The organism is Candidatus Bathyarchaeia archaeon (assembly GCA_038882715.1).
Lineage (GTDB): Archaea > Thermoproteota > Bathyarchaeia > Bathyarchaeales > DTEX01 > DTEX01.
Genome location: JAVZNR010000003.1, coordinates 54,804 through 68,171 on the forward strand (window position 1 = coordinate 54,804; position 13,368 = coordinate 68,171).

Annotated in this window: 13 protein-coding genes; 11 read left to right on the forward strand and 2 right to left on the reverse strand. The window is 45.6% G+C overall.

Annotated elements, in window-relative coordinates:
* The first annotated feature begins 38 nt into the window (after positions 1-38).
* Positions 39-929: an ARMT1-like domain-containing protein gene (locus QXR61_02720; GenBank protein ID MEM3756864.1), complete on the forward strand. Its 891-nt coding sequence runs from the start codon at positions 39-41 to the stop codon at positions 927-929.
* 15 nt (positions 930-944) lie between these two features.
* Positions 945-1,571 carry a CDP-alcohol phosphatidyltransferase family protein gene (locus QXR61_02725; protein ID MEM3756865.1) on the forward strand — a complete coding sequence of 209 codons (627 nt, stop codon included), beginning with the start codon at positions 945-947 and terminating at the stop codon, positions 1,569-1,571.
* Positions 1,572-1,579: 8 nt separating this feature from the next.
* Here the strand turns inward: QXR61_02725 and QXR61_02730 are convergent, their stop codons facing one another.
* Entirely contained in the window at positions 1,580-1,870 is a 291-nt protein-coding gene (locus tag QXR61_02730) for a 30S ribosomal protein S26e (protein ID MEM3756866.1), read from the reverse strand.
* Positions 1,871-2,048: 178 nt separating this feature from the next.
* On the opposite strand from QXR61_02730, the gene QXR61_02735 reads away from it, so the two are divergent.
* The 9 genes from QXR61_02735 to QXR61_02775 all read left to right on the forward strand — a co-directional run bounded on the left by QXR61_02735 (position 2,049) and on the right by QXR61_02775 (position 10,884).
* A complete protein-coding gene (locus QXR61_02735; GenBank protein MEM3756867.1) occupies positions 2,049-3,341 on the forward strand; it encodes an ABC transporter substrate-binding protein in 1,293 nt (430 codons plus the stop codon).
* 99 nt (positions 3,342-3,440) lie between these two features.
* Complete coding sequence (locus tag QXR61_02740) at positions 3,441-4,412, forward strand: branched-chain amino acid ABC transporter permease (protein MEM3756868.1); 972 nt, start codon at positions 3,441-3,443, stop codon at positions 4,410-4,412.
* 6 nt (positions 4,413-4,418) lie between these two features.
* Positions 4,419-5,540 (forward strand): branched-chain amino acid ABC transporter permease, encoded by a 1,122-nt coding sequence (locus QXR61_02745; GenBank protein MEM3756869.1) that lies wholly within the window; start codon positions 4,419-4,421, stop codon positions 5,538-5,540.
* The gene (locus QXR61_02750) at positions 5,537-6,301 is read left to right on the forward strand and encodes an ABC transporter ATP-binding protein (GenBank protein ID MEM3756870.1); all 765 of its coding nucleotides are present in this window, start codon (positions 5,537-5,539) and stop codon (positions 6,299-6,301) included. The genes QXR61_02745 and QXR61_02750 overlap by 4 nt, the downstream gene beginning before the upstream one ends.
* Positions 6,302-6,303: 2 nt before the next feature.
* Positions 6,304-7,008: an ABC transporter ATP-binding protein gene (locus tag QXR61_02755; GenBank protein ID MEM3756871.1), complete on the forward strand. Its 705-nt coding sequence runs from the start codon at positions 6,304-6,306 to the stop codon at positions 7,006-7,008.
* Positions 7,009-7,064: 56 nt separating this feature from the next.
* On the forward strand, positions 7,065-7,757 hold the full coding sequence (locus tag QXR61_02760; protein ID MEM3756872.1) for a DUF554 domain-containing protein: 693 nt from the start codon (positions 7,065-7,067) through the stop codon (positions 7,755-7,757).
* Positions 7,758-7,768: 11 nt separating this feature from the next.
* On the forward strand, positions 7,769-8,689 hold the full coding sequence (locus tag QXR61_02765) for a PfkB family carbohydrate kinase (GenBank protein MEM3756873.1): 921 nt from the start codon (positions 7,769-7,771) through the stop codon (positions 8,687-8,689).
* Between the two features lie 38 nt (positions 8,690-8,727).
* Positions 8,728-8,937 (forward strand): hypothetical protein, encoded by a 210-nt coding sequence (locus QXR61_02770; protein MEM3756874.1) that lies wholly within the window; start codon positions 8,728-8,730, stop codon positions 8,935-8,937.
* A 72-nt stretch (positions 8,938-9,009) separates the two neighbouring features.
* Positions 9,010-10,884: a threonine--tRNA ligase gene (locus QXR61_02775; GenBank protein ID MEM3756875.1), complete on the forward strand. Its 1,875-nt coding sequence runs from the start codon at positions 9,010-9,012 to the stop codon at positions 10,882-10,884.
* An 8-nt stretch (positions 10,885-10,892) separates the two neighbouring features.
* Here QXR61_02775 and QXR61_02780 read toward each other — a convergent pair whose 3' ends face one another.
* Positions 10,893-13,352 (reverse strand): glycoside hydrolase family 38 C-terminal domain-containing protein, encoded by a 2,460-nt coding sequence (locus QXR61_02780; GenBank protein ID MEM3756876.1) that lies wholly within the window; start codon positions 13,350-13,352, stop codon positions 10,893-10,895.
* Between the last annotated feature and the right edge of the window lie 16 nt (positions 13,353-13,368).

Here is a 13,368-nt window from a genome sequence, read left to right on the forward strand (position 1 = left end):
AACAATTGTCTCGAGGAGACTTTGGGGCGGGGGATCAAGTGAAGGTTGGGGTCGACTGCGCATTATGCTTATTTCAGAGAGGCTACTTTGAGGTTCTCGAGGCAACAGAGGATCCAGAGTTAAGGTTTAGGGCATTAACCCAGATTTTCGACATGTTAGCTAAAGGTTTTCGACGGGATGCTGTACCAGCGGTTTTAGGCACGATGCGCGAAAGAATAATTAAACGTGTTACGGGCAACCCAGATCCATTTGCGGATAAGAAGCGAATGTGTAACATGGAGGCTATGAAGCTTCTTCCAATGGCTGAGAGAATAGTTTCTGAAGCTAGATCCGATGAGTTAAGGTTTAGGAAGGCTTGTCTATGCGCTATTGTGGGCAACGTCATGGAGTTTAATATTCCGGGGCACACGTTCAATTTCAGCGATCTACGTAAGCTCATTTTTGAAGCCGAGCAGAGTCTGGCGATAGACGATATATCTGAGGCTTTTAAAGCCGCTAAAAGATCTAAGCTGACTGTTTACCTGGCGGATAACGCTGGCGAAATAGCCTTTGACGCGCTGCTCATTAGGGAGCTGAAAAAGATCGGCAATAAAGTTGTTGTCGCGGTTAAAAGTGAAGCTGTCTCCAATGACGCGACTATGGAGGACGCCCTACAGGTTGGTTTAAACATGATTGCCGATATAGTGACTACAACCGGAAGCGATATGATGGGGCTTATATTGTCGGAGTGCAGCCAAGACTTTCTAGAAATATATGGCTCCGCGGATCTTGTAATCGCAAAGGGTATGGGGAACGCTGAAACGATAACCGAAATGGAGTTAAACGCACCGCATCTACTTCTCCTCAGAACGAAATGCGTTAATGTAGCCAATTACTTTGGTGTTGAAAGAGATAAAAATGTAGCTAAACTCATGCACCCAAAACAATAAACTGTGTGAAAAATAATGCTGACCAAGCTTAAACATAAGATTCAAAAGATAGTTTCCGCGGAAGCCAGATTGATGCATAGCGCTGGCCTAAAACCGAATGTCGTAAGCGCCATGGGCGTGGTGTTCGGCCTTCTTTCAGGCTTAGCCTACTGGGCTGCCGGGGTCTCGCTAGCCGATTTAAATGCCTATAGAATCTACTTATCTACAGCAACTGTTCTTTTAATGCTCTCAGGCTTCTGTGACGCTCTGGACGGAGCGCTGGCTAGACTTTACGGCGAAGTGACCGCGCTGGGCGGCTTCCTAGATTCGCTGCTTGACAGGTATGTGGATTCAGCGGTTTTATGCGGCTTAATTTTAAGCGGTCTCTGCGATCTTTTCTGGGGATTTTTAGCCCTCATAGGTTCGCTGCTAACGAGTTATGTTAGGGCTAGGTCTGAGGCGGCTGATGTGCCGATGGAGACCGTGGGCATTATGGAGAGGGCTGAGAGAATAATTGTGATAATCGCCGCAAGCATAATAAGCGCCCTTTTGGCTGAAGCAACTGCTCTAAGGGTCAGCATAATTTTTTTAGCTATAGCATCAAATCTCACAGTTATTCAGAGAGCTCTCTACTTCCGCAGAAAGGTCTCCCAAAAACAATAGATGACCGCTTATGGTTTAAGGGGCATCTTTACCTTTCGCTCTTCCCTAGCCCTTACTTTAACTAAGCCCCTATAAACGGCGCATGAAATACAATAGTATAATGTCTCGGTTCGGCTAGATATATAGGCGCCCTTCTGCCTAAGCTCCTTAGCTAAAGCAGAGTCGACAAGCGAGATACGGCGCGTAACCTTCTTAGCCTTATCCCGTGGAACAAGTTCACCGCACCCACTGCAGTGGACTAGGTCGCCCCTACCCTTCTGCCCCTTCGAACGACCCCTATTCTTACGCTTATAGGGCATAGATCAGCATCCTCACATATTTTTCTCTGTTCTCTTGGGATTAAAAGGCAGAATATCTTATTATACCTTACGCTTCCCAATTATTTTACAAACAAAAATCTTAAATACTTAATTCTCTTGTATAGAACTCTGTGTACTATAGGAATTTTTAAATTAAAAAATAGGGGTGGTTTAGTTAATGTCGGCTCAGCTACCACGGCTTTTAGTCTTCCTAGTGATAGGATTAGTTATAGGAGCTGGCTTAACATACGCTTATCTGAGCGCAACTTATGCGGAGCTGAATGTGACGGTAAGAAATCTAAACGATAAAGTTGCAGCTCTACAAAGCATGCTCGGCGAGTTAAACAAAACGGTGGAATATAAGATTGGCGTCAGCCTACCATTGACAGGCGAGCTTGCGGATGTCGGTGTTCAATGGAAGACAGTTGTGGAAATGGCCATCGAGGACTTAAACAGAGAGATGATGAAATACGGTATAAGAGCTAAATTTACACCCGTTATACAAGACGATAAGACTTCGCCCACAGAGGCTCTAGTTGCCGTCCAAACACTTCACCAAGCGGGCATAAAAGTCATAATTGGACCGGCTGCCAGCTCGCAAGTTAAAGCTGTGAAAAGTTATGCTGACGACAATAAAATAGTCATCATATCGCCCTCATCAACCTCCCCAACACTAGCGATACCGAACGATTATATATTCAGGACGGTCGGGTCAGACGCCGGGCAATCAAGGGCGCTAGCAGCGCTCGTTAAATCTCAGGGAATTAATAAAGTGATAGTTTTTCATAGAGATGATGAATATGGCGTGGCGTTTGAGGAGTTCTTTAAGAAAGAATTTTCAGCCTTAGGTGGTATAGCGATAGGGATGAAGTATGCGTCTGGTCTACCGGATTATGCCAGCGAGGTTGCGCAGCTCAGCGTGAGAGCTAGAGAGGAGAGGGTTGAGGGCATAGTGATGATAACTTTCGACACTGATGGGGTTAACATATTGAGCCATGCTAGCCGAGATCCATTCCTATCATCATTAAGATGGTTCTCAAGCGAAGGCGTGCACGGTGCGAGAGGTCTGCTTGAAGAGAATATAGCGAGTTTCATTAAGGTTACAAATCTGCTGGGGACTAGACCGCTTTTCAGGGAGAACCCGCTGCTTAAAGAGTTCGCCGCGCGATATAAGGCTAGAACAGGGCATGATCCCCCGGTTTTCTCAGCGAACCTATATGACGCCGTCATGCTCGCTGGATGGGCTATTGTCAGGGCTGGAAAGTATGAGGGAGAAGCAATAAGAGCGGCTTTAGTAGAGGTTGCTAACAGATATTATGGGCCTTCTGGACTGACGATGTTTGACGAGAATGGAGATAAGCTCCTGCAGGATTACTCCATATGGACGGTTAAATTCAGCGAGCAAGAGCGGAAATACGTTTACCTTGATGTGGGGAGCTACTCTGCAGGCGTAATCACCATGGGAGAGTAGAAAAGGATAAAAAGTAAATCTTTTCTACTCCTTTATTTATTTGTTTCTAGTTAATGGAAATGAATCTTTATTCGAGAGATGGACGGTGAGACCTGATTGGTGGCGGAGCTGGCTAATGTGATTAACATGGCGTGGTACATCTGCATATATAGTTTAATGGCTGTACCCTTAACGCTAAGCTATAGAACAAGTAAGGTTCTAAATTTCGCCCATGGCATATACGCTACTGTCGGCGCTTATATGCCAGTTTTAATAAGTAAGGGCTTAAAAATGAGCGTGCCATTCATCCCAGTAATTTTCGTCTCGTTCGCCTTTGGAGCCACGCTAGCCGTGATAACTCATGTTCTTGTTTTCTCGCCGCTAATTAAAAGGAGATCTACGCCGGTCACATTAATGATAGCTTCGATGGGAGCATGGATCTTTATTAAATATATGTTTTATGCTGTTTTAGGGGTCCTACAGAAAACTTGGTTAACCCCCCTATTCTATGTGTCTCCCGATATAGATGTTCCATCAACATTATCTCTAGTTGGAATTGAGGTAAACGCAAAGTTTCTATTTACTTTGGCATTAACGGCTATAGTCTTTGCGCTATTAGCGTTCTTCTTAATGAAAACTAAAACGGGTATGGCGGTTAGAGCTATTGCAGACAATCTTGAGCTAGCACAAATATCTGGGATTTCAAGAGAAAAAATACTTATGGTTACGTGGGCTATTTCTGGAGGGCTTGCAGCTATCGGTGGATTAGCTTGGTCATTGTTCGCTTACGTCTCGCCGGAAACAGGTGACTCCGTGATCTTGCAAGTATTCGCATGCTCAGTTATTGGGGGTCTGGTAAGTTTACCGTTAACATTTATCGGCTCAATAATAATATCTTTCACAGAGAATGTGCTCATAGTTTTTCTCCACAGCTATCTTGGAATCGAATACAGCTTTCGCCCATTCCTTTCCTTCTTTGTTTTGGTGATGACGATTTTGATAAGACCGCCGGCTGGGGCTGGCGGCGGCTTACCCTACAGATATCTTCCTAAGGTTAAAGCTATGTGTAAAAGCATCTTTAGAATGAGGTGAGAAGCGGTGTTTGACTTAATAGGCTTCTTGATTTCCTGGCTAACCCTCTTCGGGATCTACGCTATCCTATCTTTATGCCTAAATATGGAGATCGGATACACGGGCATGGCTAATTTCGGGCTTGTAGCCTTCTTTGGGATAGGGGCGTTCGTAGCATCCTATACATCAATGAGTATTTTCCTCTCATTCTACGGTTACGATTACCCGGTTTACAGTCTAGACGCTATAATCGCCATTGGAAAAGTTGCTGGAAGAACGCCGTGGCTAAACATAGTCGTCTTCCTGTTTTCACTAGCCCTCTCATTTCTCGTAGCAGGTTTATCCGGATACCTTATTTCGTATCCCACATTAAGGGTTGGCCCCGCCTTCCTTGGGATAACCATACTAAGTTTTGGAGAGATGTTGAGGGTATTCATGAAGCACTTTACGCCTACGGGAGGCGCGTATGGCATACTTGGAATCCCCCATCCATTCGCATGGGTTTCAGACCCCGCGCTAAAAAACCTTTCATTCCTAGTACTAACATTAGCAATCTTAGCTGGAACACTTGTTTATTTCGAGCTTTTAGCCAACTCGCCTTACGGCAGGGTTTTAAGGTCAATAAGGGAAGATGAAGTAGCATCATTATGTATTGGTAAACCGGTTCCAAAGATAAAGGCGGAATTGCTTTTTGTTGCCTCGGGCATAAGTGGTGTTGCAGGCGCGCTATACGCATTTTATCTTGGGTCAGTGACTCCAGACATGTTTATCACAACTGTTACTTTCGAGGTTTGGAGCATGGTTATACTTGGCGGAAGAGGAAACAACTTCGGGTCTCTGCTTGGAACATTAGTATTCACCTTGCTTAATAGGGCGACATCCGTCTTAAACTTCATGCTTCCCGGACTTTTAATCGATCCAAACTATATTAGATGGATGATTACTGGCGCCCTAATAGTCATAATTCTCATATACAAGCCGAAGGGGCTTCTTCCTGAAAAACCCGTAAAGACAGAGGCTTGGAAGATTTTTGAGAGAGAAAAGGAGAAGAAGCATGTTTCGAGAAGAGCGTTAACCGATGTTGTTTCCAAAGCATTAGCCTACTTAAAAACGGCATTGTATTGGCTTATTGGGAGGGAGTCTGGTTGACAGACCCCATACTATTAGTTCAAAATGTGAGCAAAAGATTCGGCGGCGTTGAAGCGCTTAAAGATGTCAGCCTTAAGGTGGAAAGGGGATCTATAACGGGGTTAATAGGCCCAAACGGCAGTGGTAAAAGTACGTTATTCAATATTATAACTGGATTTTATAAGCCTGATTCCGGCAGCGTTTTCTTTGAGGGAAGGCGGATAGACGGGTTAAATCCGAATGAAATATATGATATGGGGATAGCGAGAACTTTCCAGATACCGAGACTCTTCAGCTCGCTCACAATCCTCGAGAATATGATGTTGAGCCCAAAGGGGCAGAAAGGAGAAAAACTGTTTAGAGCGCCTTTTAGAAAAGAGTGGATAAAAGAGGAATTGCAGATAGCTAGTGAAGTTAAAAGCCTCCTAAAAGAGTTTGAGATGGATGGGATCTACAATTCATATGCAGCAAGCCTGTCAGGCGGACACATCAAAATGGTTGAAACAAGCAAGGGCATACTCGGAAGAGCCAAATTAATACTTTTAGACGAGCCGACGGCGGGCGTGCATTACGCTGTTGGCAGAAGCCTCTTCGAATATATAAGCTACTTAAGGAAAACGCGCAACTTAACATTCTTTATTATTGAGCATAGGATAGATCTGCTTTTTGACTACGTGGATTACGTTTATGTCTTACATATGGGTAAAGTTCTCTCTCAAGGAACACCCGAGGAAGTATCAGCGGATCCTAAAGTAATAGAATCTTATATAGGTGGTGGCTGAGAATGGCGCTTCTCGAATTAAATAATGTGACGTCAGGATATGGAAGGATGATAGTTCTGGAGAAAATAGACATGTACGTTAATGAGGGTGAAATAGTTTCACTTCTGGGGCCGAACGGCGCTGGTAAAACAACCCTTCTAAACACAATATCTGGTTTAGCAGACGTCTTTGAGGGCGACATCATATTTAACGGTGTGAGCATTAAAGGCAGAAGCCCAGATAAGATCGCGGCTATGGGAATAGGTTACTCGCCACAACAACAAAACATTTTTCCAAACTTCACTGTGGAGGAAAACCTGATACTCGGCGCATATCTACGGAAGGACAGGGAAGTAAAAAAGGACATCGAGGAGATTTTTGAGATTTTTCCAGAAATAGAGAGAAGAAGGCATAATTTGGCGAAGACTCTTAGCGGCGGAGAGAGACAGATGCTTGCTGTTGCTAGAGCATTAATGCTGAAACCTAAACTCCTACTGTGTGATGAGCCGACGGCGGGATTGGCGCCCAAGGTTGCGAGTATGCTGGCTAAAAAAATGAAGGAGATAAGGGAGCGCGGGACAACGATAATTATGGTTGAACAGAACGCTAAGATAGCTTTAAGCGTATCCGATAGAACATACATTTTAGCTGGGGGCAGAATCGTATCGCATGATTCCTCAGCCAACCTTCTCATGAAGAAAGATCTTGAACAGCTCTACTTCAAGTAGCTCTAAAATACAATTTTTCAAAATGTTTTTCAATCCCCTCTTATTATCTTCATTTTATGCAGGGAACAATCGTCAATGCTATCGCGGTCATCGTTGGCAGCTTAATCGGAATTTTTCTGCGCGGTAAATTTCCAGATAGAGTTAAAGGCATTGTTTTTCAGGGCATAGGTCTCGTAACCCTATTTATCGGTTTTCAGATGGCTTTAAAGACCAGTAACCTCATTATACTGTTTTTTAGTATGCTCATCGGCGCTATTACAGGCGAGGTTCTTAATGTTGAGGGGCGGATTGAGGGCTTTGGAAATTTTGTTAAGTCGAAGTTTAGTTCCGGGGAAGATAAGTTCGTTGAAGGTTTTATAACTGCCTTCCTAATCTTCTGTATGGGTTCCATGACTATCGTCGGCTCGATAGAGGATGGCTTAAACGGGAACCCAAGCATTCTGTACGCTAAATCTATGCTTGACGGCTTCGCATCCATATCGCTTGCGTCTGTTTTAGGCTTCGGCGTCCTCTTCTCAGCTATACCGCTACTACTGTATCAAGGCGGAATAACGCTGCTGGCGTCGCTCTCAAAAGCCTTCTTCACAGAGACCGTAGTAAATGAGCTCAGTGCTGCGGGAGGCATAATATTAATAGGGCTAGGAATAAATCTCCTTGAGATAAGGAAGATAAGGGTCGCGAATCTGCTGCCATCATTAGTGTTCTCCGCAGCCATAACATATCTATTGCCATGCTTACATATCATTTAGAAGGATTCGAAATGTTCGATATAGTGACCGTAGGGCATTTTGCAATAGACCTCATATTGCCACCCGGTGAAGTAAAGCCAAGAAGAAGGTTTGGTGGCCCACCGACGTATGTGTCGCTATCCGCTGGCAAGCTTGGCTCACGGGTTTCAGTCATATCGAGGGTTGGAGGAGACTTTCCAGCAAGATACGTTGAGTGGCTTGAGAAGAGGGGCGTTGACTTATCCGGCCTAAAGATCTGCGAAGGCTCTAGAACCACAAGTTTCCTAATAAAGTATTATCGGGACGGGAGCAGAGACATGTTTCTTAAGGGCAGAGCGCCGCCAATATCTGTTGAGGATCTGCCTCAGTCGCTGGAGGCTAAATCTATTCATATATCGCCTATAGCTGGCGAGGTCTCAGCGGATTTGATCAGAGTGTCCAGCGGCATCACGCCCACAGTATCCCTCGACCCCCAGGGGTTACTTAGACGCTTTGACAGCGATGGGAGAATGAGCCTCCGCGGAGTAGATAGCCCAGATTTTCTCAGATACATTAAGGTCTTCAAGTCTTCTGAGAGGGAGATGAAGGTTTTTACTGGAATAAGCGACATTATTGGAGCCCTGAGAAAGGTTAGGGCTTATGGTGTAGATGTAGCGATAGCTACGATGGGGGATAGGGGCTCACTGATATCGTTTGATGATAAAGTCTTCAGCGTGCCAGCCGCCAAATCTAGGGTTATTATGGATCCGACTGGTGCGGGAGACGCGTTTATAGGTGCCTTCCTATCCGAGTACGTTAACGGTGAAGATCCATTATGGTGCGCGTGTGTTGGAGCAGCGGCAGCCTCGTTCCTCATAGAGAGGATTGGGCCTAAAGGGTTTAAAGGCAGGAAAGACGTTTATAGAAGGGCGTTGGAAGTTTACAGTAAGGCTTTAATCCTCAACCATATATGAGGGAAAATGTTTAGCTAGTGTTAGAGAGGGTTCCCCGGATGGGTAGGGTTTCTAAAGGCGCTAAATGCAGCGTTGAAGGGTGCGATAAAGAGGCTGTCCGCTCTCTGGACTCTGGAAAAGTCCATGCTGCTGGCTTGAAGGTTAGGGATGAGCGGAGGGTTTTCCTCTGCAAAGAACACTACAAGGAGTATAAGAAGGCTTTAAAGAAGGATAAGATTGTTGATAAGTGGAGAAGAATAATCTCCTAGTCAAAGGGAAAATTTATTTTTATAAATGGGTATCAATGTATAATTGTTCTACTTAATGCGGGGCGTTAGCGCTTGAAGATACTTCAGCTCCACTCAAACTTCATAGAGTATCGCCCGGTTGAAAGGGAGATACCCTCCGCCGAGGGTGTCGAGGAAAGGCTTTATCGCCTAGAGGATTTAGTTGTACTATTCACCTGCGTGGAGAAGAACGACACTGTTGATGTGGCTCATAAAGCCATAGACGAGGTGAAAGAGTTCCTCGATAAAGTGAAGGTTAACCGAATATTAATTTACCCTTATGCGCATTTAAGCTCCGATCTGGCGGAGCCCTCTGAAGCGCTGAAAATACTTGAAGAGATGAGGGTTTACGCCAGCAGCCTAGGCATAGAGGCTTATAGAGCACCTTTCGGGTGGTGTAAGGAGTTCTCCGTATCGGTTAAAGGCCATCCTCTTGCGGAGCAGTTTAAATCAATAGCTTTAGGTGAACGCGAAGCTGGAAAAGAAATAGTGTCTAAAGCCTTAGAGGCTGAGGAGAAAATAGTTTCCCACTGGTTTATCATTAAGCCGGATGGAAGCATGATCCCAGTCGAGGAGTTCGATTTCTCCGAATATGAGAACCTGAGGAAGTTCGCCGTATACGAAATGTCTAAGGTTAGGGCTGTTCAGCAGACCCCGCCCCACGTAACTCTAATGAAGAGACTTGAGATCGCGGACTATGAGGATGCAAGCGACCCTGGAAACTTTAGATGGTATCCTAAAGGCAACCTGATTAAGTCGCTTATAGAGGAGTTCGTGACCGAGAAGGTTATTGCCTACGGCGCCCTGAAGGTTGAGACCCCAATAATGTACGACATAAAGCATCCGGCGTTGGCGAACTATCTACATAGATTTCCAGCCCGCCAATATATAGTCAAGTCTGAGGATAAAGATCTTTTTCTACGCTTCAGCGCGTGTTTCGGGCAGTTCCTAATGCTTCATGATGCGCAGATATCGTATAGGCAGCTGCCGCTCAAAATATACGAGCTGACACACTACAGTTTCCGGAGGGAGAAGAGCGGTGAGCTAGCTGGGTTAAGGAGGCTTAGAGCCTTCACGATGCCGGACTGCCACGCGCTGTGTGCGGACATGGAGCAGGCTAAGGAGGAAGCCATTAAAAGGTTTAAGTTAAGTATGGAGACTCTTGAGGGTATAGGGTTAACTAGAGAAGACTATGAGCTGGCAATAAGGTTTACAAAGGACTTCTATGCGGAGAATAGAGACTTTATAGTTTCCCTTGTCAAGCTGTTTGGTAAGCCGGCGCTCGTCGAAATGTGGAATGAACGCTTCTTCTATTTTGTTCTTAAATGGGAATTTAACTTTGTCGACAACCTAGATAAGGCTTCAGCCTTATCAACGGATCAGATAGATATAGAGAACGCTGAAAGGTATGGGATAACGTATGTTGATGAGAAGGGTGAAAAAAGGTATCCGCTTATATTGCACTGCTCGCCGAGCGGCGCAATTGAACGCGACATATATGCGTTGCTAGAGAAAGCCTACCGAATACAGAAGACGGGTGGGACCCCGATGCTGCCAATCTGGCTGTCACCGACGCAGGTTAGAGTTATACCCGTCAGCGAAAGCTTCTATGGCGAGGCTGAGAAAATAGCGGTAGAGCTGATAAGGCGAGGTGTCAGAGCTGACTGGGATGATAGACCGTTAACGATGCAGAAAAAGATCAGGGAAGCGGAGATGGAGTGGATACCGTTCATAGTCGTTGTTGGTCAGGAGGAGGTTTCGACTGGGAATCTCGCTGTTAGAGATAGGCGCCTAAGAAAGGAGCAGAAGATAAGAAAGATGAGTTTAGATGAGCTGGTAAACGAGATAAGGGAAGAGGTCGGGGGAAAACCGTTTAAGCCGCTGACGCTTCCAATAGCCCTGTCTAGGAGACCGCGCTTCTACGGATAGCCGGCGGATTACTCCTCAATAAACTCAAGCATATCAGTCTCTTTAACGTTGCCTTCGCCTACAGGCACCAGAAAGGTTTTTATCTCATGAGGTTTGAAGGTTGTCGTCCACCTTTTCCCTAGAAGCATAAAGTTGATCTCAACCGTGGTTTCCGCGCCGTAGCTCTCGTAGCAGCGTAAAATAATGTTCTCCGAATCCTCATGCATCTTAATGGCGCTCACAACTATGTTATCGTGGCTCACCTTGATAAACGAGTTGTTGGCTGGCAGATCACCCTCGTGTTCACCTTCAATGAACGCTATCGGCTTAACGTTCAGTATATCAGCGATCTTAACGGTCTGGGCTTCACGCCATGTCCCAGCGTGCGGCAGCAATATTAGATTGAAGCTCTGCCACCCCTGATCTATATAGCGGTACCTTATGTTGGGCTCCAGCTTATACGGGATGTGATGCGCGTAGGGAGGGCTTCTCAAAACCGTTAGCCTCACTTCAGAGCCAATAACGCTGCAGCTATATTTACAGTCGTTACATATGCTTAAACCATAAACCATTTCTTTCCCGTGAATGTTCTCCGCGTACCCGGTCACATCAACCCAGCTCTGGATAGGCTCCTCCTCGCCGTTACATGGGCGAACTATGTGCCCGTATGGGATAGAATGGGTTGTAACAGGCTCTTTAACACCTACCGGGAAGCTTAATTTAAGCATTTTATGCTGCTCCTGCCAATTAAGCGAAGCTTTAATCTCAATGTAGGGTAGCTCCCTGTATAGCGAGATATACGTTCGCATTAATGAATCGTTATATTTATTTTCGATGCGGAGCGTTGCGCGGGCATCCCCGCTCTCTTCTAAACTCACCTCAGCATCCTTAAAGGCTCCTATCACTTCATCAAAAACTGTTACTCCGTGGCTCCAGGTATCGCTCAGATCCCTAATAACTATGGGCACATAAGCGTCTCCGCCGAAAACCTTAACACCATTAACCTTATCGTATAGCCTACTAATATATCCTGTTGACGGATCAACCTCCAGCCTAAACCATTTATTCTCAAGAGCATTTTCCGAAGCGTACATCTCGTCTTTATGGAGATGAGCGCTTCTCCCAGACGTATTATAGTAAACCCTATAGCCTAAAGCCGGCGCTTCAGCGATGAAAACTATTCTTTGACGCCAATCCCCAACGTTCGCGGATGATTTTATCCTCTGCATAGGTATGGTCCGCCCATAACAGTCTACTAATCCGCCTTCGCCGTCGACGCCTTCAACCTCAACTGGGAAGCGTATCCCCCAAGAATGGGGGTTAAAGACTATTATAGGTGTGCCGGGGCCTCTAGTGTCAATTTTAGATGATAGCTTTTGAATCGCGTTATTAAGCACCGCGCTTCCCTCGCTTAGGACCTCGCCATGCATGTTGCGCACATCTTCATATGCTTCAGCTATAGATGTTCCAGCCAATATATCGTGAAACTGAGCGAAAAGCAGTTTTCTCCAAGCTTTCGTAAGCGTCTCACGCGGATAGCTCCTCTTAAACAACACGTATGTTAAGACAGCAGCTTTCTCAGCTGTGCATAACAGGTTCTCCGCTAAACGGTTGTTTCGCTTAACTTCGGAGTGAGCCGAGTAGCAGCCGCTCGCATGATGCTGCAGCTCGCCGCGAAAAACCGGTAGCTGAACATTCTTCTCAACTATTTTCTTGAAAAACATGTTTGGTGAGCTGAACACTACTTTTGGCAGATCCCCTCTTCTGCTCGCCTCAAATATGCCCATAATGTCTTCCCTGGCAGGTCCGCCCCCATGGTCTCCTCTACCGTAAAAACACATATAGTCTTCTAGAGGGGGCTTAATTATCTCCATGAACTTTTCAATGCGGTTGAGTATGTCGCCATCAGTCGTGTAAGAGAACGGTATTCTGTAGCAGAGGACTTTTGAGCCATCCGGGCTCTCCCACCAGAAAACTTCTCCCGGAACCTCCTTATTCTCGTAGGCGTTTGGACGCATGAAAACATAGCTTTTTAAACGGCACTTAGCGAGGATTTGGGGCAGCATAGCATTATGTCCAAAAGAATCAATATTGTAGCCAACCTCAGCCATCAAGCCGAACTTCTCTTTAAAGTATCTCTGGCCGTAGAGGGCTTGTCGGATAAAGCTCTCGCCGCATGGTATATTGCAGTCGGGTTCGATCCACCATCCGCCGACTATTACCCAGCGCCCAGCTTTAACCATCTGCCTGATTTCCTCGAACATTTCTGGCTCTATGCTCTCAATCCACTCGTAAAACGCCGCTGAAGAGGAAGTGAAGATAAACTCCGGAAACTCCTTCATAAGGTTTAGAATGTTTCTAAACGTTGATCTGACAACTTGGCATCCTTCCTGCCATCCCCATAGCCACACTGGGTCTATGTGAGAGTTCCCAATCATATGTATGGTGAAATTTTTAATATCCTCTCCAGAAACCTTACTTATGGCCAACAGCGGGTCACCTACC